Annotated in this window: 16 protein-coding genes; 5 read left to right on the top strand and 11 right to left on the bottom strand. The window is 49.8% G+C overall.

The features are described 5' to 3' along the window. Nucleotides 1–4: 4 nt before the first annotated feature. From DC20_RS05930 to DC20_RS05945, 4 genes are read right to left on the bottom strand one after another with little or no spacing between them, the layout of a single operon-like run. The gene (locus tag DC20_RS05930; RefSeq protein ID WP_062542985.1) at nucleotides 5–1,207 is read right to left on the bottom strand and encodes a DUF4350 domain-containing protein; all 1,203 of its coding nucleotides are present in this window, start codon (nucleotides 1,205–1,207) and stop codon (nucleotides 5–7) included. Beyond that, on the bottom strand, nucleotides 1,204–1,929 hold the full coding sequence (locus tag DC20_RS05935) for a DUF4129 domain-containing protein (protein WP_169788164.1): 726 nt from the start codon (nucleotides 1,927–1,929) through the stop codon (nucleotides 1,204–1,206). The genes DC20_RS05930 and DC20_RS05935 overlap by 4 nt, the downstream gene beginning before the upstream one ends. A 4-nt stretch (nucleotides 1,930–1,933) precedes the next feature. Further along, entirely contained in the window at nucleotides 1,934–2,818 is an 885-nt protein-coding gene (locus DC20_RS05940; protein WP_062542987.1) for a hypothetical protein, read from the bottom strand. Next, a complete protein-coding gene (locus DC20_RS05945; protein ID WP_062542988.1) occupies nucleotides 2,799–3,761 on the bottom strand; it encodes a stage II sporulation protein M in 963 nt (320 codons plus the stop codon). Before DC20_RS05945 ends, DC20_RS05940 begins: the two co-directional genes overlap by 20 nt. 69 nt (nucleotides 3,762–3,830) lie before the next feature. Between DC20_RS05945 and DC20_RS05950 the strand changes: the two genes are divergently transcribed. Then, the gene (locus tag DC20_RS05950) at nucleotides 3,831–4,559 is read left to right on the top strand and encodes an RDD family protein (RefSeq protein WP_062542989.1); all 729 of its coding nucleotides are present in this window, start codon (nucleotides 3,831–3,833) and stop codon (nucleotides 4,557–4,559) included. A gap of 35 nt (nucleotides 4,560–4,594) precedes the next feature. Here DC20_RS05950 and DC20_RS05955 read toward each other — a convergent pair whose 3' ends face one another. From DC20_RS05955 to DC20_RS05980, 6 genes are all read right to left on the bottom strand, one after another. After that, complete coding sequence (locus DC20_RS05955; RefSeq protein ID WP_062542990.1) at nucleotides 4,595–5,086, bottom strand: DUF421 domain-containing protein; 492 nt, start codon at nucleotides 5,084–5,086, stop codon at nucleotides 4,595–4,597. Between the two features lie 16 nt (nucleotides 5,087–5,102). Further along, on the bottom strand, nucleotides 5,103–5,576 hold the full coding sequence (locus DC20_RS05960) for a hypothetical protein (protein WP_062542991.1): 474 nt from the start codon (nucleotides 5,574–5,576) through the stop codon (nucleotides 5,103–5,105). A gap of 166 nt (nucleotides 5,577–5,742) precedes the next feature. Beyond that, on the bottom strand, nucleotides 5,743–7,356 hold the full coding sequence (locus tag DC20_RS05965; protein ID WP_083470248.1) for a family 43 glycosylhydrolase: 1,614 nt from the start codon (nucleotides 7,354–7,356) through the stop codon (nucleotides 5,743–5,745). 78 nt (nucleotides 7,357–7,434) lie between these two features. Beyond that, entirely contained in the window at nucleotides 7,435–8,523 is a 1,089-nt protein-coding gene (locus DC20_RS05970) for a glycoside hydrolase family 43 protein (RefSeq protein ID WP_062542992.1), read from the bottom strand. A 92-nt stretch (nucleotides 8,524–8,615) separates the two neighbouring features. Further along, nucleotides 8,616–9,773 carry a cellulase family glycosylhydrolase gene (locus DC20_RS05975; RefSeq protein WP_062542993.1) on the bottom strand — a complete coding sequence of 386 codons (1,158 nt, stop codon included), beginning with the start codon at nucleotides 9,771–9,773 and terminating at the stop codon, nucleotides 8,616–8,618. 209 nt (nucleotides 9,774–9,982) lie between these two features. Beyond that, nucleotides 9,983–11,077 (bottom strand): glycoside hydrolase family 43 protein, encoded by a 1,095-nt coding sequence (locus DC20_RS05980; protein WP_062545829.1) that lies wholly within the window; start codon nucleotides 11,075–11,077, stop codon nucleotides 9,983–9,985. Between the two features lie 1,182 nt (nucleotides 11,078–12,259). Between DC20_RS05980 and DC20_RS05995 the strand changes: the two genes are divergently transcribed. The 4 genes from DC20_RS05995 (at nucleotide 12,260) to DC20_RS06010 (ending at nucleotide 18,091) form a co-directional block, all read left to right on the top strand. Continuing rightward, nucleotides 12,260–13,897, top strand: a complete 1,638-nt coding sequence (locus DC20_RS05995) for a sodium/sugar symporter (protein ID WP_062542996.1) — start codon at nucleotides 12,260–12,262, stop codon at nucleotides 13,895–13,897. 94 nt (nucleotides 13,898–13,991) lie between these two features. Then, nucleotides 13,992–15,158 (top strand): galactokinase, encoded by a 1,167-nt coding sequence (locus DC20_RS06000; protein ID WP_062545830.1) that lies wholly within the window; start codon nucleotides 13,992–13,994, stop codon nucleotides 15,156–15,158. Between the two features lie 42 nt (nucleotides 15,159–15,200). After that, nucleotides 15,201–16,226, top strand: a complete 1,026-nt coding sequence (locus tag DC20_RS06005; RefSeq protein ID WP_062542997.1) for a UDP-glucose--hexose-1-phosphate uridylyltransferase — start codon at nucleotides 15,201–15,203, stop codon at nucleotides 16,224–16,226. Nucleotides 16,227–16,723: 497 nt separating this feature from the next. Next, on the top strand, nucleotides 16,724–18,091 hold the full coding sequence (locus DC20_RS06010) for an MBL fold metallo-hydrolase (protein ID WP_062542998.1): 1,368 nt from the start codon (nucleotides 16,724–16,726) through the stop codon (nucleotides 18,089–18,091). A 463-nt stretch (nucleotides 18,092–18,554) separates the two neighbouring features. On the opposite strand, the gene DC20_RS06015 is transcribed toward DC20_RS06010, so the two are convergent. Further along, the gene (locus DC20_RS06015) at nucleotides 18,555–20,096 is read right to left on the bottom strand and encodes a SulP family inorganic anion transporter (RefSeq protein ID WP_062542999.1); all 1,542 of its coding nucleotides are present in this window, start codon (nucleotides 20,094–20,096) and stop codon (nucleotides 18,555–18,557) included. Nucleotides 20,097–20,540: the final 444 nt, after the last annotated feature.

The raw sequence follows: 20,540 nt of genomic DNA on the forward strand, positions 1-20,540 counted from the left end.
TATGTTAGCGGCTGGCTTGCCGGTAAAAGCTTTCCAATTGTTTGTTTAAATTCCAGAGATGCTGCTCCTCCAGACGGTCCACCATATTCACGTGCTGGATCAGCCGGAACAGTTCGGTCACGTCTGCCAGGGCCACGCCCGATTTGGCAAATATCCGCTCCTCCAGTTCCTCATTCACCACATTGGTGTTCTCAAAGTAGTGCAGGCGCAAGTACTCCAGAAAGTAGTTGATCTTCTTTTCGGCAATGACGCGGTGATTCCGGTGATTGTAGTACAGGTTGCCCATGACGCGCACAAACTCCAGTGTGGTGTTTTTGGGTTTCTCCATGATTGGAATAATGCGTTGCGTGCGTTTGCTTTCAAACAAGACAAATAACAGCAACCCGCCTAAAGTAACGTAGTACGCCCAGGCCAGCGGCTCATGGCTGAGCAACACCCTGAACACGGATTTGCTGCCCACTGCGCCCTGCTTTTGGTATTCATCCCACCAAACGGGCCGCACAGGTAAATGCGACAGAGCCTGGGTAGCATACCTGGTCTGCGCCGGGTCAATGACGTGGTAATTGGTAAAGGCCAGAGGCACAGAACTCAGGTAGAAACTGCCTTTCCCGTAAGAAATCTGCACGAACGTAGTATCTCCTACGGAGTTCTTCCCCAGCACTTTGGCCTTGCGTTTAGAGTCTATTGTGATGATGCGGCTGGCCTTTTCGCGCTCGTACAGCACCGGTTTCAATTGCTGCAGTTGCGGGTGAGTAAACACTAGCCCCAGAGAATCCTGCTTTAGGCCCTTTTTTGTGAAATCAGTCTTAAAGCCCAAGGTATCCTGCAACGGACGGGAAAACGTGTGCGAGCTGAGGAAGACATTGTTGCCCCGCGCCACAAACTGTAACAAGGCCTGCAAATCCAGCTTACTTACGTCGGTAGCTCCATTGACAAACACATAGTTTACCAGTGGCGCAGAATTGTTTTTGGCTAAAGCGTTTCCTTCTTCTATCTGGTTGACCACTGGCAACCGAACCGATGCCACAGGCTGGTCTGGAAAAAGATCCGGGAGCAGTTCAAAGAGCACGAAGGTGCCGTACGGAATCTTGTCTTTATTGGAGAACGTCTGCTTCCAGTCTATGGGTTTAGGACGATAGTATTCCACCGCCACAAAAACGGCGAAGAGAACTCCCAGCACCAGGGCGTACAACCGGTATCCTCTCATGCCGCTTTGGATAAAGAACCGGTAAACTCCTCAAACGACTTCCGCAGGGTTTCAAATGAAGCGCTGTCTACCTGGGAGCCACCATACCACACGTACTCAAACAAATGGGTGATGCGCTCAAAAGGCTTCCTGAGCGGGGATTGGTTTAGTTCTGAGACGTAGCTCCAATTGGTTTTGCCCGGTTTCCAGTCTATAAGTCCGGCGTCAGTGAGGGCTTTGAGCGTGCGCAGGTAGTACAACCTCACGGCCCGGCGGTAATCACCTTGCGTCTCGGCCTCTTCCAGGAGAGACTCAAAATCAATTTCATGGATATTCTCCCGGTAGGTGTCATACGTAATGGCGGCTGGCGCTGCCTTCCGGCCGAACAGCCCTACAAAGTCTACCTGGAACAGCTTTAATACCACAAACACCGTGGTCCCGATGGCGAGGGCGTACAGAATGTATTTCCAAAAACCCTGGTAAGAGCTACCTTCCAATAGACGGGCGATATATTCTCCCACTTTCCGCCAGAAGCGCTCCCAGAAAGACATATCTGGCCTGACATCCTGCTGGTAATGGAAATCTTTGTTCTCGCGCAGCTCTTTCAATTTCTGCGGATTGGGCTGGCGAATCTGCAGCGGTTGCACCGCGGCTTGAGCCTGCGCAGGAACAGCCGCAAAGGTGCTACCAGCCAAAGCACAGCACCATAACAAAAGGCAGAAAAGAAGCAGGATGTGACGCACAGACTTACGGGTGTTGATGAGCCTGAAAAGCTGGCACTTGGGCACCAATCTTGTTTACTTGCTCCAGCAAGCCTACTCCGTCTTTTCGTTCCACCAGATCAAAATACAGGAACCCTACGGCCGTAATGGCAATCACGTACAAAATCAAACTTATGATGGTGGTAAAGGAACTGGCCGCAATTAAAAGCAAGTCGCTTTCGCCACCCGGCAACTCTAAAATCCGGAGGACATATACGACAATAGCGGGCAGAGACGCCACAAAACCAATTACGCCTTGCAGCAGAAATACCAGGAACAGAAACCCGAAAGCAGGCCACCAATGACCTTTCACCAGGTAAAAGCACCGCTCCACGGCATCTATAAAGCCAATTTCTTCGGTCAACATGACAATGGCAAACATGCTCAAGGCTACCATCACGTAAATTCCTGGAAGCACCAACAGCAGCGTAGCCAGGCCACACAGCACCCCCACTCCCACCGCCGAGTACAGCACAGAAACAAAGTTATGTTTGATACCTTCCCACACCGCCAGTGGCTCTACTTCTCCCTCGTGCCTCAGGTACTCCAGCATGTAAGAGTAAATGGCGAGGCACAACAACACAAAACTCACCAAAGAGAAAAATAGGCTTACCCAGTAAGGTACAGAGTTCACGGTATTGGCAAAGGTGTAAGCCCCCAAAGAACCATAGCGCACATTTCTACCCAGTTCAGCCAGTTGGGTACTTTGGTAAATACCCGAGAAAATACCCGCCAGTAGTGCAAACGGCACCACGTACAACAAAACGCATTTGGCAAGCGGTTTGAAATTCTGCCTTAAAAACGTAAACGTGGCGTTGAGTTTCTGCCCCAAATCACGCTCTTCGCGCAACTCAATCAACTGGTTTCTCATCAGATGCTTTGGCTTGCAGCCAGTAAGGATATACAATAAAGTAAAATAAAATCAACGCCGCCGAACCTAGGATGATGGATAGGCTAGCGAACATGGGCATGTCTGTATGGCGGGTCACAAACCCTTCCAGGAAACCAGCCATGATGAAGACAGGCACCAGCCCTACCACTATCTTCAGGCCGTCTTTGGCCCCGCGCCGGAAAGACTCCATGCGGGAAAACGTTTTTGGGAAAAGCAGGCTGTTGCCCATCACAAACCCCGCGCACCCGGCAATGATAATGGCCGAAATTTCCAGAGTGCCGTGAATCCAGATGGTAAGCACCGAAGTGGCTAGCACACCGTGCTTGTAGAAAAAGTATTGGAATGCGCCCAGCATGATGCCGTTTTGAAGCAGAATCCAGAAAGTACCCACCGAAACCACCACGCCCATAACAAAGGCAGTAAACGCTACTTTGATGTTATTGAAGGTTATCATCAAAAACATGCTTGTCTCGCCGGCCTGCTTGTACACCGCCATGGGGTCGCCTTTCCTGATGTTGGCCAGGGTTTGGTTCACGTATTGGTCGCCCAGGATGAGGCGCACAAACGTGTCATCATTTGCGGCCGAGATGGCTCCAATGAAACATGCGGACAGAAAAATGAGAAAGGAGAAAAACAGTTGCCGGTGGTACTGCAGAAACAGCAGGGGCAGTTCCTGTTTCCAGAAGAGCACAAAGCGGTTGCCTTTCTCTTTCTTGTTCCGGTAAATGGTTTGGTGCACTTTGCCCGTGAGCGTGTTCAGGTACTCAGTGTTGTCAGACTCTGGGTAAAAAGTGCGGGCGAAGGCAAGGTCATCGGTTAGCTCAATAAACCGGTCGGCCAGCTCATCTGGGTTGGACGTAGGCTCTGTGGCGTATCGCTTCCATTTAGCTGAGTTTTGTTTGATGAAAGCAGCCTCGCGCATGCCTGGTGTTTTTGTGTTCTTCCAAATATATCTAACTTAGGCTATTTAATAAAGCAGATTCTATTTTAAATGGATACCATTAAAATCAGGACCACCCAGAATGTGGAGGTGGAATACGCCATAGCAAGCGTGGGAGACAGAATTCTGGCGTATCTGATTGATGCGGTGATTGGTTTTGGCTGGTTGTTCATTTGCATTATGGCATTCGCGCTTCTAATGGCCCCTCACGATCCCTCCCAAACTTCCATCGTGGTGGCTGTGGTCATAGGCATGCTTCCGTATCTGTTTTACGACCTGCTCTGCGAAATTTTCATGAATGGCCAGAGCTTTGGCAAACGGGCCAAAGACATCAAAGTGATCAAGATGAACGGACAGTCGCCCAGCATTGGAGATTACCTGTTGCGGTGGATGTTCAGGCTTATTGATATCACACTTTACGGTGTGGTAGCCATTGTCACCATTGTCATTACCGGCAAGGGACAGCGTCTGGGAGATCTGGCGGCTGGTACCAGTGTCATCAAAACCTCAGCTATAAAAAGACGAAACCCTTTTCAGGTACAGCTTGAAGATGACTACGCCGTGGTGTTCCCTGAAGTGTCTGTTCTCTCAGACAAAGACATGGCCCTGCTCCGAAAGCTCCTTTCCAAAGCCGTTCAGCACAAAAACGAAGTCCTTCTACACAGCATTGCCGAACGAGCCAAACAGGTCATGGGCGTGTACCCAGAAATGACCGACCGTGAATTTCTTAAAACCATCATCAAAGATTACCAACACCTTACCGCCGGCATAGAGGCTTAAGCGAACGCTGCCATTTTAAGGTCTTTTTCTGTAAATCACTTAGAATTCTGGACAACATCGGGTTTGATGCCTTGCTCGTTCAGGTGGAAAGGAATGATGCTAATGGAGCCATCTTTTTCCAGAACCGCATACTTGATTTGCGCCATATTCTCCAGCCCCTGCGATTTTCTGGCGGCTTCCAGAATATCGTCTTCCTGAAGCCTGGCCTTCTTCATGCGGTCCAGCAGGGGCTTGCCATTCTCCAGAATGATAAGCGGAATGCCATTGACCACGCTATCCAGGAACCTGAATTTATTTGTGGCTAAAGACATCAGGATGTCTGCAAACACCAACGTTAAAATCACCAGCATACTGCCAGTAATAGATTTATCATCATCTACCAGGGCATTCTGCACGGCTTCACTTATGATCAGAAGCAACACCAGATCAAAAGCGGTCATCTCGCCTAAGGTACGTTTACCTGCCATGCGCAAAATAATGAACACCAGCACATAGACAATCAGGGCTCTTAGAATAATGGACTCCATAGCGGCAGGTTTAAGCTTAAAAATACACGAACTGATTTGCCCGCAACTGGGCTTTTCCTACGGTGACTTCTAACGGCTGCGACCCCATTTTATAAGGAATGAGGTAAAAAGTAACAAACCCGTTCTGCACTGAACTGAAGCGGTAGATCACCTTATTTTCCCTGACCTCAACCGAAGTTGGCTGGGGAATCACCTGATCAATTTTTACTTTTCTGATGTAGTCATTGTTGATGCTGATGTCAGCAATCTTGCCTCCCTGGCCCACCCCAACCAAAAGCTCGGTGCCCTTTTCTACCCGCATAAATTTGTTGTATTCAAACCTGACCCCGTTAGAAGTTACGGTCTTATCACTAAGCAAGCCCTTCCCGAATAACCCAAAGGCAGCCGCGGTCAGCACTCCTGCCATCAACACCCAAAACACCCTGAAAGCAAACCACTCTTTTTTCTGGAACTCATAAAAGTCCTCGGCTAATGATATGTCCTTGTCCATACTCTAAAATTTTAAGAGGAACTAACCTTCAATAGTACCTATTGGCACTCATTAGGTTGCCACATTTGCACAAAAGAGGGCTTTGGTCCTGTTTTCAAGAAAACAGGACCAAAGCCCTCTGCATAACAGGAATAAGCTACTTTAAAGCAGCCTGCTCACCCCTCACTTAATGAACCAACCTGAACCATTCATAAGCGGCGGCAGCACCGGCCGGACCTTTAGCCGTAAGGCCCACGCGCACGCCCCGGTCCCAGGGAGGAAGAAAATCACCGTTGATGGGTTTTCCTTCGTTCAGGGGAGTCCAGGTGGTCCCGTTGGCACTCCAGGCGAACTGCAACTGGTCGCCTTTAGAGGCCGTGAGTTTAAACTGCAATAGGTTTCCCTGCGGCGCGGCTACTTTAGAGTGCACCGTTTCTTTGTTCTCTTTTACAGACCAGAGCGAAATCTCCCCGTTCTGCACCGATATTCCGATGGCATTCTGCGGATCTCCGATGGCGGCTAACCCAGCAGCTACGCCTGTACCTAACTGTTTCTGGTTAATGGCAGTGGTGGCGGTGTAATCCCCTTCCATGGTGCGTTTACTCAACACACTTCCCACTTTCTCCGGACTTGCCTGCAACAACAAACGCCCGCCCTGGCTTGGCTGCACCGAATACTTTGGTGCTGGTTGCGCCACAAACCACTGCCAGGTCTGGGCCAGATTGCCTCCGGTAAACTCATCCTGAACATCTACCACGTCTTTGGCATTGGTTCGGTGAGGAGCTTCGGCGGTAAGAGAGGGCGAGCTGTTCTGAAACTTCGGCCAACCGTCCGTCCCCCAGGTAATTTCATCCAGCAGGCCTTGCCGTCCGGGATACACCGTGGTGTTGGCGCTGTAGGCGTGATACAGGAAGTAATCACGGCCTTTTCCGTCAGATACCACCGTGCCGTGGCCGGGGCAGGTCCAAGCCTCGTTTTTCTTCATGATGGGATTGCCGGCATATTTCTCCCATGGGCCACGTAAATCTTTCGCCCGGGCCACGCCCACGCCGTACGTACACGCTCTACCGCAACAGGCATCACCGGCATAGAACATGTAATAGTATCCGTTCCGCTTTATTAAAGCGGGGCCTTCCACCAGACCACCCTCCCAGGTTCCTTTCTCGTTGCGGAACAGCTCGAACTTCTCACCCGTGAGGGCGGTTCGTTCCTCGTTCATGCGTTGACCCCACAGCGGCGTAGGCTTGCCCACACTATTAGCATCTTCTTTCCAGATGAGGTACAACTCGCCTTTTTCGTCTCTGATGGGAAAGCCGTCAATGGAACCCACCTCCTGGCACACCAAGGGACCAAGATCGGTGTAAGGTCCGGTTGCCTTGGTGGCACTGGCCACGCCTACGCAGAGGTTGCCCCCTTTTTTCTTGGCGGTGTAGTAGATGTAGTATTTGCCATTGTCATAGGTAATTTCAGGCGCCCAAAAGTGTGCCTCAGCCCAGTCGGGCAGTTTGTTGGGGAACACGTGGCCCACCGTTTCCCAGTCTACCAGGTTCTTGGAATGCAGAATGGGGTACAGAGGCGCCCATTCAGAAGAAGTGGCTGTGGCCCAGTAATCATTGCCCACGCGCACCACCGAAGGGTCGGCATAATCGCCGGGCATTACAGGATTTTTGTAGGTGACCGCCTGGCTAGAGGCTACTGCAGCCGGAGCATCACTTTGTGAACCAGTACTTTGGTTTCTGTTACACGAGAAGGTCATCAAGCTGACCACCACGGCAGAGAGCGAAAGAAGATATGTTTTCATAGGCAAATGGAATGTCAGTTTAATTAAGTATTTCTGAAAAGCACTTGTAAACGCTACGTAATTCAGGAAACGATACTACTACTTTTCACCCGAAGGCACCGGCACCGGAACGCCGGCCGGAATGGGTTGCCCGAAATCCGGGTAGCCGTCTGCCGTCCAGGTGAACTTCTGCATCCTGATGTCCCGCTGCCAACCGGGCGTCACCGATTTCTTGGCGTGGTACAGAATCCAGTCTTCAGTATTATCTGGCGAGGTGGTGAAGCTGCAATGCCCTACCCCCAATACCTGTTCGTTGCCCTGGAAAACTGGCCCATCAGATTTCACCCAGTTGCGGGGCTGCATAGGATCTGACAGGGTATCGGCTAGTGTTAATTGCCCCAGCCGGTAATCTTTCAGCCAGGACTCACGGGTAGAGTAAATCAGGAACGCTTTCTCCTTTTTCTTCAGCAGTTCGGGGCCTTCGTTCAGGTCCAGCTCACCGCCGGTTTCCCAGGACTGCGTGGGCGAGGAGATCTTCACCCGGTTGCTACTGATGATCCATGGGTTACTCATTCTGGCAATGTACAGGTGCTGCTTTGTTCTATCTGTCAGGGCGTTCTCTTCCCAGCCAGACCAGGCGGCATACAGTTGCCCGTTCAGGTAAAAAGGCGTCAGATCAATGGCCCATTTTTCAGAACCAGGCACCTGCAAATTGTCACCGGTGTAGAGCATGCCTTTGTCTACGTACGGCCCAAAGGGACTACTTGTGGCAGACTCCAGCACCCCAGACCGCTGGTGAATGAAAGGACCGCCTGGTTCTTTTCCGGCGGTGTAATAGATGTACCACTTGCCCTGTATCAGGTGAATCTCAGGAGCCCAGATGTTATGCGCGTTCCAGCCGTTGGCAGGAGCTTTCCAGACCGGCACCCGCTCTCCCAGTTTGGTCAGTTTAGAAGACTGGGAAACATAGATCCCTTTATTAGAAGCTCCGCAGGAGTAATACACATCACCCACCTTCAACACCCAGGGATCAGCTCCTTCGGCAACAGGGTTGGTAAAGAAAAGGGATGTACTGGCTTGTGTGGTTTCGGTCCTTACTGGCGCAGGAGCTATGGTGCTGGCTTTACACCCCAGCAGCAAGGCCTGGCCCAGGAAGACGATTAAAAGCTTTCTATAATGATGGATCATTTCCCTTGCTCACGTGTTTTACCTCAGTTTTCCAGAAAACAGACTTAAAAACCTGCTTCGGTAAATCTGCCTTGACAGCGATGCCAAGCTTTTTATTTTGTTGAGGCAGCTTTCCCCGTTATGCTTTTGATCAGGTCCACTTCCTCCTGGCTGTAAGGGGTGCCGTCAGGCCGGAAAATGTCATGGAACCAGACCTGCGGCTCAGCGGTATATTGCTTGTCCCAACTGTCCCAGGGGTAGATGGTTTGGGTTTTTCCGGCCACAAAGCCCCAGTTCATCATGCCCACGTTGTGCTTTTTGGCTATTGGCAGTGAGCTCTGAAAAGTGCTTCCGTTGGGGCGGGCCATGTACTCAGTACAGATCATGGGCCGGCCGTACCGCTTCAGCCAGACAATGCGTTTCTCCAACTCCTGCGGTCCGTCATAGTTATGGAACGTGATAATGTCTGACTCATCAATCATCACCCGCTGGATAGCCGTCAAAGAATCCTCCTCTGACCAGTCTCCGGCCCAGACAGCGGCGGTAACCGGTTGCGAAGGGTTGGCCATGCGGGCCCACATGAAACTCTTCTTAAGCAACGGCAGCACATAGGCTAATTTATTGGGCAGCTCCTGTTTGCCATAGGCAGAGCCTTGGTTTGTGTTGTAGGGTTCGTTCCAGATATCCCAGGCTAGTACCCGCTCATCGTTCGCGAACTTTCTGATCACGCCTATCACATACCGCTCCAGCCGTGGGTACTGCGTAGAATCCTGCAAAGCAGCCGAGCCTGGGCTTTGCACCCAACCTGAGTTATGCACGTGCGGCCGAGGTTCCCGCTGCTTGCCCAACGCTGGGTGAGGGTCCCATACCGAATCAAAAATAACCAGCATGGGTTTGATGTTATGGCGCTGCGCGATGTTCAGAAAGATGTCAATTCTTTTCAGGAATCCCACGGAGTCTTGCTGGTACAGCAGATCATGCAAGTACACCCGCGCGGTGTTCATGCCAATAGACTCGGCCCAACCTAACTCCCTGTTAATAGTGGCCGTGTCAAACGTCTCGGCTTGCCACATCTCTAATTGGTTAATGGCGGTGCTGGGCGAAAAGTTAGGGCCTATCAGAAAGCCTTGTTTGTCATACCAGGCATGGGCCTGCTGTTTAGACCAGACCTCCCTGGGTTTACCGCCTAATGATGCTGTTCCGTTTCTAGCACAATTTTGAAAAAGCAGGCAGCAAACAAGCGCGATCAGGTAAAAGGGATTTTGTTTCATAGTTCGGTTTCTGAGGCGTACACTATTTCTCTTTAGAAGAGACCAATGGTTGTGACAATTTCTCCCTGCTTCATCAAGAGCACTACAATTGGTTATTTTGGAGCAGAAGGAGAACCTGTACTTTAAGCATGATTTTGCAAAATCACCTCAAAAGCACGGGTCCTACATCCACATTGTTTCTTAGGTTCTTCTTACCTGCACCTTGTGCCTTATTTCACTTCTCCGGAGGGCCGGGCAATTGGAGTTCCGGTTTTCACGGGTTCCCCGAAGTTGGGCGTACCATCTGCGTTCCAGGTGAATCTTTGTATTCTGGGGTTGCGGGTGTCTCCGCAGCCTTGACGGCTGGAGGAATTGGCGTGGTAAATAATCCAATCCTCGGTGCCGTCTGGTGACTTGAAGAAGCCGTTATGTCCTGGGCCGAAAGCATTGTTCTCTGCTTTGGTGGCCAAAACAGGCGTTGGGGCTTTGATCCAGTCATCGGGGTTCATGGGGTTGCCGTTATCCCGCAAAGTCAATCGGCCTAAAGAATAATTATCGGTCCAGCAGCCGTTAGCAGAATAGATCAGAAAGAGTTTACCAGCCGGGTTCTTGATTACCTCGGGGCCTTCGTTCACCAGACCATTCATTTCCCAGTTGAAGGTTGGCCTTGAGATCATAACGCGGTCTCCTTCCAGAGTCCAGGGGTTCGTCATTTTGGCAATGTAGATTTGCTGAATGCCCGGGTCATTGGTGCCTGCCCAACCCGACCAGATAAAGTACATTTGCCCGTTGTGCTCAAATACTGAGCCGTCAATGGCCCATCTGTCTGTGGCGGGGGTGAGTTTCCCCTTGAACTCCCAGGTACCGGTGGTGGGGTCTACCGCGGCATTCTCTATCACGTACATGCGGTGGTTCGCGTCATTTCCGTCATCGGCGGCGAAGTAGATGTACCACTTATCTCCTATCCTGTGAAGCTCCGGAGCCCAGATATTTCTGGAATAAGGTCCGGTAGATGGGGGTGTCCAGACGGTAGTAAACCGTTCCTTCTGCAGTTGCGAGATGGCCTGAGTTTTGATCAAAGCAAGTCGGTTGCCTAAGGTATGGGTGTAATAATAGGTGTTGTTATGCTGGTACACCCACGGGTCTGGCCCACTGGCAAGAAGCGGGTTGGTAAAGGTGGGACTAGTATCTGGGTTTGGTTTTACCGGTACTACCGTTTCTTCATCCCCGCCCTTGCATTGGGCAAAAAGCAAAACCCAGCCAATGAGCAGCCATACCTTTCCTCTTCCTGCTCTCCTCTCACTATTTCTTTCTGCTCTCTTCATATTGATCATGCCCGTGGAAAAAGTAGCGAGAAGGCACCAGAGGGAGCCTTCTCGCGGTATTCTTCAGATTAGAAATTTTGTTGCAGATTACACTAAACTTTAGTTTATAAGTTTATAAATTTTTAATTAAATACCTGTTATAAACGACTACGTTACATTTTTAATAATGTAGACAATTATTTCCTAGTTAGTTTAGATAATAATAAATTATTTTAAATATGAAAATGTCAATATTACACTTCATATTCATATGTATTTTTTAGTTCTGATTATAAGTCACCTCGAGTTTCACTTTTCAAGTGCTTTTCAAGTATTTTACATTCAGGTTAAATTAAGTTCTTGCTAATAGTAGTCGATTCTGCAGCATAGGCAGAATCAGCATTCATAACATAGCTAAGAAACTGAACACGACTTCCACTACGGTTTCATGAACATTGAATCACCACCCCATATGAGCGCTGCTCCCAAAGAAAACATCAGGTGGTTGCCCAAAGGCTGGATTAGTAGCAAGACAGGTCGGCCTCTTTCCTGCGCTTAGGCAGATCCTTTGTTTTAGGGGGTGATTGCTCCAGCGCTGAGAGAAGCTTTGTGATTTATGATATTGAGAAAGTGGCCAAGAGCCATGGCTATAATATGCTGCTGTTCCAGACAGATGAACAGCATGGAAATGAAGCGCTAAGTATTAAAGTGGCAAAGGGAGACTTGACTACGTACGGGAAAGCTTCCGTTGCTTCTAGCCAATTTTGCGAAAAACAACTTCTAAACCTAGCAGAAGACCTCATGCTATTCTTTTCGAAGAAGATTCAAGACTTCAGGAGCACTGCTACTATTGAATGATTCTTTACAGCAAGCCAAGTTAGATTGGCTTAATGGGGTCTTCAGCACTCACATCACCTCTAATCTAACTACCGTTGACCAGCAAACCACAAGCGTGGGGTACGGAACGGCCAATATGTGCATAAAACTTCAGCCGGAGGAGCAACTCTTTCCCCATTTATCAAAGAAGATTTTTTAGCCTAGATATTAATTGGGCGCCAATCTTCTATGCGCAGCAAAGCCAGCAGCTAAATGAAAAAATGTTAATTTCTTGCCTTAAAGACATATCAAATACAATTAAAAATATATCTTCACCTTTTGCATTTATAAACTTAAACCAACAAACTACTATTTCACACTCCTACTATGGGCTTACAAACCATTGACTACATTGTCTTCCTGGTATACTTCTTTATTGTATCGGGGTACGGGTATTACATCTACCGTCAGAAAAAGGACGAGAAGATGGATTCCAAAGACTACTTCCTGGCTGAGGGTTCCCTTACGTGGTGGGCCATTGGGGCCTCACTTATCGCCTCTAACATCTCAGCCGAGCAGTTCATCGGGATGTCCGGTTCCGGCTTCGCGATGGGTCTGGCTATCTCCACTTATGAGTGGATGGCGGCGGCCACGCTGATTGTGGTAGCCGTGTTCTTCATTCCTATCTATCTGAAGAACAAGATCTACACCATGCCCCAGTTCCTTTCGCACCGGTACAACGATGCGGTGAGTACCCTTATGGCGGTCTTTTGGCTGTTGGTGTACGTGTTTGTAAACCTTTCCTCTATCCTGTACCTGGGAGCTTTGGCCATTGAGACTATCACAGGCATTGACTTCTACTACTGTATGTATGGTTGCGCCATCTTCGCGATCTTCATCACCCTGGGTGGTATGAAGGTAATTGGCTATACAGACGTAATCCAGGTGTTTGTACTGGTATTGGGTGGTCTGGCCACTACGTACCTAGCCTTAGACTTGGTATCTGACCAATTAGGCGGCACCGGCGCCTGGGACGGCTTGGGCTTCCTGCGCAAAGAGGCGGCTGACCACTTTAGTATGATTCTTTCTGAGGGCGAGATCATGATCCCGAACGGGGAAGGCGGAACCCGCGATGCCTACATGGACTTACCGGGCCTTTCTGTTCTGATTGGCGGTATGTGGATTGTGAACCTGAACTACTGGGGTTGTAACCAGTACATCACGCAGCGCGCTTTGGGTGCTGACCTGAACACCGCCCGTAGCGGTCTTTTGTTTGCAGCGTTCCTAAAGCTGATGATGCCTGTTATTGTGGTATTGCCAGGTATTGCAGCGTACGTACTGCACAAGAATGGTTTGTTCCAGGCCGAGATGGCCAACGAATTAGGCCACGTAAAGCCTGACCATGCCTACCCTGTATTGCTGAACCTGTTGCCAGTTGGTTTAAAAGGCTTGTCTTTTGCGGCCCTTACTGCTGCTATCGTGGCTTCTTTGGCTGGTAAAGCCAACAGTATCTCCACTATCTTCACGTTGGACATCTACCGCAAGTTCTTCAACAAAAACGCCTCTGAGGCAAGGCTGGTAGGTTTTGGTAAAATCACGGTGGTGGTTTCCTTTATCATCGCCATTTTGGTGGCACCGGTATTGCGTAACCTGGACCAGGCATTCCAGTACATCCAGGAGTACACCGGCTTTATTTCACCGGGTGTATTTGCCATTTTTGCCCTTGGCTTCTTCTGGAAGCGCACTACTTCAGCAGCGGCCTTAACCGCGGCGGTGTTGACAATCCCTCTTTCTACCTTCCTTAAGTTTCAGTATGAAGAGATACCGTTCCTTGACCGGATGGGTATTGTGTTCGTGGTATGCGTGGTCCTGATGATTCTCATTACCTTATTTGACTCTAAGAGCAAGCACAATCCTAAAGGTTTGGAGATTGACTCTTCTATGTTCAAGACCACTACCACCTTTGCTGTTCTATCTGTTATAATCTGCGGTATATTGGCGGCCCTTTATATTGCTTTCTGGTAAAAGGCACTTAAATCAAAAGAGTATTTATTACGTTTACCTCTAAAGGCACGGCATTTACCAAAGTGCTGTGCCTTTAGACCTTAAAGCAGAAACCATGGTTGAAGACATTGTATCCAAATTCAAGGAGTTATACAGAACAGAGCCGGTAGTGGTAAGATCTCCGGGCCGGGTAAACCTCATAGGCGAGCACACCGACTACAACGAGGGTTTTGTATTACCCGCCGCCATTAACAAGGAAATCTATTTTGCCATTGCTCCAAACGGCACGCAGACCATGCGGGCGTACGCCTATGACCTGGAGGAGAACGCTGAGTTTGACCTTAACAACGTGCAGCGCAGCGAGATCGGCTGGGCCAATTACCTCTTGGGCGTGGTGGCGCAGTTGCAGAAAGCCAACTATGAGGTAAAAGGGTTTGACCTGGTGTTCGGGGGCAACATTCCCATTGGGGCCGGACTTTCTTCCTCTGCGGCTGTAGAATGCGGCCTGGCCTATGCGCTGAATTACCTTTACGCCTACGGCATTGAGCGTTTTGACATGGTGAAGATGGCCCAGAAGGCTGAGCACGAGTACGCTTTGGTAATGTGCGGCATCATGGACCAGTTCGCCAGCATGTTTGGGAAGCGCAACCACGTGGTGAAGCTAGACTGCCGCTCGCTGGAGTACCAGTATTACCCTTTCAACATTGACGATTACCGCATTGTGCTCTGCGATACGCAGGTGAAACACTCCTTGGCCTCTTCTGAGTACAACACCCGCCGCAAAGAATGTGAGACTGGTGTGGCGCTGCTCCAGAAGCTTTATCCGCAGGTAAACAGTCTGCGCGATGTGACCGTGCAAATGCTGGAGAGCCATAAAGACGAGTTTGACCCGGTGGTGTACAAACGCTGCATGTACGTGGTACAAGAAAACCTGCGCGTGGAAGACGCCTGCCTTGACCTGGAGCGTGGAGACCTGGAAGCCTTTGGCCAAAGGATGTTTGCCTCACACCAAGGCCTGCAGCATGACTACGAGGTAAGCTGTCCTGAGCTAGACTTCCTGGCGGACCGGGCCAAAGAGTCTGATGCCGTGCTGGGCTCCCGTATGATGGGCGGCGGTTTTGGGGGGTGTACCATTAACTTAGTAAGACTGGACAAACTGGACGAATTTACCCGTCAGATGACCGAGGCTTACCAAAAGGAATACAACATCACCCTTAAGACTTACGTGGCCGAGATTGTGGACGGTAGCAGCCTGGTGCCCATTGACTTTTCAAAGAAATAGGCTACCACCAACCATTGTCTTACCATCCTTACCTAGAAAACTATGAGTTCATTTGATATCACAGAGCACTCGCACCGTCGCTTTAACCAACTGCTGGGAGAGTGGGTGCTGGTGTCTCCGCACCGCTCCAAGCGTCCCTGGCAGGGGCAGCAGGAAACCACTGAACAGGACACCCGTCCGCAGTTTGACCCTAGCTGCTACCTGTGCCCAGGTAACGTGCGCGCAAACGGCGAGAAGAACCCGGATTATCCTTCCACTTTCGTGTTCACGAATGATTTCGCGGCGTTGCAGGCTGAGAGCCCATCTGGTACTTTCGAAAAACATGGATTACTGCAGGCCCAGAGCGAGCGCGGCGTCTGCAAGGTGATCTGTTTCTCTCCCCGCCATGACCTCACCCTCTCCGACATGGAGACTACTGAGATCCGGAAGGTGGTAGACCTATGGCAGGAACAATACCTGGAACTGGGCGCACTGGACTACATCAGCTACGTGCAGATCTTTGAGAACAAGGGCAGCGTGATGGGCAGCAGTAATCCGCACCCACACGGCCAAATCTGGGCCCAAAGTTCAGTTCCCGGTGAGCCTGCCAAGGAAACGGAGCAACAAGAAGCCTATTTCCAGCAGAACGGCCGCAGCCTACTATCAGATTACCTTGCCATTGAATTGGAAGAGAAGACCCGTATTGTGGTGGAGAATGACGCTTTCGTGGCACTGGTTCCTTTCTGGGCCGTGTGGCCTTTTGAAACCATCGTCATTCCTAGAAGGCACTTCGGGCACCTGGGCCAGATCACTGACGAGGAGAAGGACGCCTACGCCGATATCATGAAGCGGCTTTCCAGTATCTACGACAAACTCTTCAACACTTCCTTCCCGTACTCTGCCGGTATCCATCAAAGCCCTACAGACGGAAAGGACTACCCTGGCTGGCACCTGCACATGCACTTCTACCCGCCGCTACTCCGCTCAGCATCGGTGAAGAAGTTCATGGTAGGCTACGAACTTATGGCCGACCCGCAACGCGACATCACCCCAGAAAGTGCCGCCGAGCGCCTCAGAGGATTGTTGTAACGTTTCATTTAGAGCCTGTTTTCCTGAAATCGGGCACTAAACAGCAAACTTTTCTACTCAAAGCAGAAGCACCTAGACGATTGTAGTTCAGGTGCTTCTGCTTTTATGTATGTAATGAGGAAGGGCAACCACAAGAGTTGCCCTTCCTTTTAGAAACCTGACAGGCATCTGAACCGCTGGCGCGAGCTTCCAGCTCGTGTCCGCACGCATTCCAAATTGACCTTCCTTGCTGTTCTCTCTTGCCCTCCTGAAAGGACCTTTTGAGCGAACGGCAATAGCGTTTATGGCAAATCCTTTCTAGTTCGCCCACAAGATCTTTTCAAGATGACAAAAAGAGGTGATTGCAATGGACGAATGACGAACAAGCATCATTTGGTTATAGCAGTACACGCATCATTTTAGCTCCATTTTCCAAAAATCATTTTTAAAACGAGCTTTTCCGACATCTGAAAAAACTGCCGCCCGTACAACCTGCACCAATTCAGACCAACATTACTATGACGATATCTTTTTACGGAGCAGCCCAAACCGTAACGGGCAGCAAGCATTTAGTGACCTTAGAGAACGGGAAACGCATTCTGCTGGACTGCGGCATGACCCAAGGCATGGGCGACAAAACCGAGGAACGGAACCGTTCTTTTGACTTTGAGCCGGAGAACCTGACCTGCGTGATTCTTTCGCACGCGCATATTGACCATTCAGGCTTGCTTCCTTTACTGGTGCGTGAGGGCTATACTGGCCCTATTTACTGCACCCCACCTACGCTGGAACTCTCCAAATTATTGTTGATGGACAGCGCCCGTATTCAAAACAGCAACGGAAACGGCAACAGCTCCCCTCTTTATACAGAGGAAGATGCTGAGCAAGCTTTACAACAGTTTGTGACAGTACCCTATGATGAGCCTTTCCAGATAGATGAGGACATTGAACTACTCTTCACCGATACCGGGCACGTTCTGGGCAGCGCCGCCATCAACCTCAAACTACAGGACGACGGTAAGGAGCGCACCCTTTGTTTCAGCGGCGACATAGGACGCTTCTCGAACCGCATTTTGAACCCACCACAGGCATTTCCGCAGGCGGAAATCATCATTTGTGAGTCTACCTACGGCAACCGGGTGCATGACAGCCTGGAAAACACCGAGGAACGCCTCCAGAAAATAGTAAACGAAGTTTGCGTGGAGCGACAAGGCAAACTCTTGATCCCGGCCTTCAGCATTGGCCGTACGCAGGAGTTAATTTATTCCCTAAACTACCTGGCGGAGGAAGGCCGCTTGCCGGACGTGAAGGTGTTTGTAGACAGTCCATTGTCTGTATACGCGACAGATATCATGCGCGACAATCCGCAGTACTTCCGGGATTCTATGCAGGAGTACATCAAGGATGACCCTGATCCGTTTGGGTTTCCGCAGCTGACGTACATCACAGAGGTGGACGACTCCAAAGAGTTGAATAAAATAGACGAACCTTGTGTGATCATTTCGTCATCAGGCATGATGGAGGCGGGACGCATTCAGCATCACCTCAAAACCAACCTTCCTGATCCTAACAGCGCAGTTCTTATTACCGGTTACTGTGAACCCTCCACTTTGGGCGGCAAACTCATGAACGGTGCTGAGAAAGTGTACATCATGGGAGATGAAGTAGATGTGAAGGCGGAGATGATGATCATGAAAGAATATAGTGCCCATGCTGACTACGGTGATATTGCCAAGTTCCTGCACTGCCAGGACAAGGAGAAAATCCAGAAGATCTTCCTGGTTCATGGCGAGAAGTCAACGATGAGCCAACTGAAAGAAGATCTTACTGAGCTTGGCTACCAGAACATTGAGATCCCTGAGTTCCGGTTGTCTTACGTGGTGTAGATTTGTTTCCTTTTTAACAGAAAAGGGTTTCGGGGCGGTTTGTGTTAAACTGCCCCGAAACCCTTTTCTGTTTTTTTGCCTTTCTACTGCCGTGTTCACCAGCATCGCTGCCGCGAGCCTCCGGCTCGTGTCCTTACGGGTTGATGATCAGCAATCCCATATCATCGTATTCTCAGAAAATAGGACAGCAGCAGAGTAATAAAAAACCAATAAGAGGTTAAATGCTTGCGGAACGAGCCGGAGGCTCGCGCCAGGGAAAGCACTTATGGTTCCCTTATGTCTTCTACCTTCCTGTCATATTGAAAAGATCTTGTGGGGGAACTGAAGAAACTTTGTAGTAAGCGCTATTACTGCTCTTACCCAAGATCCTTTCAGGATGACAAAAAAGGCAAGTTGCAAGCTATCGTCAACGGATAAAGGATGAACGTTTTACAGCTACTTTCCAGGAGTCACGCTTAAAACGTTACGCCAGCTTATCTGTGACGATAGCATAATGGGGATCTTCCAAAATGTTCACATCAATCACGGCATCAGCATTTTTGAGGAGCAGGCGACAGTCGGGGCTTAGGTGGCGCAGGTGCAGTTTCTTGCCCGCTTTGTGGTAACGCTCAGTAAGCTTGTTCAGCGCCTCAATGCCTGACATATCTGCTACACGGCTGTCCTTGAAATCAACGATCACCTCCTCGGGGTCACCGGCCACGTCGAACTTCTCAGTAAAAGCCGCCACCGACCCGAAGAATAACGGACCGTACATTTCATAATGTTTTACGCCATTCTCATCCAGGTACTTCCTGGCCCTGATGCGCTTGGCACTTTCCCAGGCAAACACCAGGGCAGAGATGATGACCCCAATGAGCACCGCCAAGGCCAGGTTGTGCAGCCATACTGTGATAGCAGCCACCAGAATGCCCACAAACACATCGTGCCTCGGCATTTTGTTGATGATTCGGAAGCTGATCCACTCAAAAGTACCTATGGACACCATCACCATTACTCCTACCAGCGCGGCCATAGGCACCTGTTCTATGAAAGGAGCACCCACCAGAATGATGACCAATATGGCGAAAGAAGCAATTATTCCGGCCAGCCGGGCTCTGGCTCCTGCTGACAGGTTCACCAGCGTCTGTGCAATCATGGCGCAACCACCCATCCCGAAGAAGAAGCCATTCAACAGGTTCGCGGCACCTTGGGCCAAACTTTCGCGGTTGCCGTTTCCGCGCGTACCAGTGATCTCATCTACCAGGTTTAAGGTGAGCAAGCTTTCGGTTAAGCCTACCCCGGCCATGATGAGCGCGTAAGGAAAAATAACCTGCAGTGTTTCCAGGCTCAGGGGAATCTGGGGAATATGGAAAGGCGGCAAACTTCCGCTCACCGAGGCGATGTCTTTCACCAATTTGGTGTCTATCCCGAAACCAAACACTATCCCAAAAACCACCAGAATGGCTACCAGCGACGGCGGCACTGCCTTGGTAATTCTAGGCAACAGCAGAATAATGGCAATGGTTAACGCTACCAAACCAGCCATGATGTACAACGGGGTACCCATAAGCCAGGTAGTTTCTCCGTTGACTACAGTCTTGAACTGCTCTACCTGCGACATGAAAATGATTACGGCCAGCCCATTCACAAACCCGAACATCACCGGTTGGGGCACCAGCCTGATGAACTTGCCCAACTTGAACAGCCCCACTAAAATCTGCAGAATGCCCGCCAAAGCCACTGCCGCAAACACATACTCCAACCCGTGCGACTGCATCAAGGCAATCAGGACCACTGCCGTAGCCCCGGCTCCGCCAGACACCATTCCTGGTCTTCCACCCAACACAGCTGTTACCAAGCCCATGATAAAGGCCGCATATAGCCCCACCAAAGGTGGAAACCCGGCTAAAATGGCAAAGGAAAGTGACTCAGGGATCATGGTCATGGCCACGGTGAGCCCGGCCAGTATTTCTTTTTTATAATCTACCTTTTGGCTGAAATCAAATAGGTTTAAATGAATTTTCATTTTTGAATATCACTGATGAAATATAAAGTACATGGCTACACCACTCCCTTCACCCTAGCGGGCTAAGCACATCACTGGTGGCGTGTAGTGTAAAATTGATAATAAAAGGAAGGACATACCGAGCAGAAACTCGGCTAGAGAGATGTCACGGTGGAGTAAGCGCAATAAATAGAACCGGATTTGCCATAGCTGTGCAAAAGTACCACTTTTTCCTAAATGGCTGTTCTTTCCTGAAACTGACTCCCTCATCCAGTACTCCTAAGCTTTAGATTACTCGGCTTTAAACGAGATTTGTAAAAATCACGCTCTAAACAGTCTCACGTTGAATTGCTATCTGGTTAGAACCTGAGCATTTAACCAACTACCTAATCCACCCTAAAAAGAGTATAAACAGAAAAGGCCACCTCTGCGGAGGTGGCCTTTTCTGTTTATAAATAGAAGAAT

Origin of the sequence: Rufibacter tibetensis, from assembly GCF_001310085.1 — a bacterium.
Taxonomy (GTDB): Bacteria; Bacteroidota; Bacteroidia; order Cytophagales; family Hymenobacteraceae; genus Nibribacter; species Nibribacter tibetensis.

Coding starts and splice junctions, on each gene's coding strand:
- DC20_RS05930 (WP_062542985.1), bottom strand. CDS start 1,207: ATGAGAGGATACCGGTTGTACGCCCTGGTGCTGGGAGTTCTCTTCGCC.
- DC20_RS05940 (WP_062542987.1), bottom strand. CDS start 2,818: ATGAGAAACCAGTTGATTGAGTTGCGCGAAGAGCGTGATTTGGGGCAG.
- DC20_RS05945 (WP_062542988.1), bottom strand. CDS start 3,761: ATGCGCGAGGCTGCTTTCATCAAACAAAACTCAGCTAAATGGAAGCGA.
- DC20_RS05950 (WP_062542989.1), top strand. CDS start 3,831: ATGGATACCATTAAAATCAGGACCACCCAGAATGTGGAGGTGGAATAC.
- DC20_RS05955 (WP_062542990.1), bottom strand. CDS start 5,086: ATGGAGTCCATTATTCTAAGAGCCCTGATTGTCTATGTGCTGGTGTTC.
- DC20_RS05960 (WP_062542991.1), bottom strand. CDS start 5,576: ATGGACAAGGACATATCATTAGCCGAGGACTTTTATGAGTTCCAGAAA.
- DC20_RS05965 (WP_083470248.1), bottom strand. CDS start 7,356: ATGAAAACATATCTTCTTTCGCTCTCTGCCGTGGTGGTCAGCTTGATG.
- DC20_RS05970 (WP_062542992.1), bottom strand. CDS start 8,523: ATGATCCATCATTATAGAAAGCTTTTAATCGTCTTCCTGGGCCAGGCC.
- DC20_RS05975 (WP_062542993.1), bottom strand. CDS start 9,773: ATGAAACAAAATCCCTTTTACCTGATCGCGCTTGTTTGCTGCCTGCTT.
- DC20_RS05980 (WP_062545829.1), bottom strand. CDS start 11,077: ATGAAGAGAGCAGAAAGAAATAGTGAGAGGAGAGCAGGAAGAGGAAAG.
- DC20_RS05995 (WP_062542996.1), top strand. CDS start 12,260: ATGGGCTTACAAACCATTGACTACATTGTCTTCCTGGTATACTTCTTT.
- DC20_RS06000 (WP_062545830.1), top strand. CDS start 13,992: ATGGTTGAAGACATTGTATCCAAATTCAAGGAGTTATACAGAACAGAG.
- DC20_RS06005 (WP_062542997.1), top strand. CDS start 15,201: ATGAGTTCATTTGATATCACAGAGCACTCGCACCGTCGCTTTAACCAA.
- DC20_RS06010 (WP_062542998.1), top strand. CDS start 16,724: ATGACGATATCTTTTTACGGAGCAGCCCAAACCGTAACGGGCAGCAAG.
- DC20_RS06015 (WP_062542999.1), bottom strand. CDS start 20,096: ATGAAAATTCATTTAAACCTATTTGATTTCAGCCAAAAGGTAGATTAT.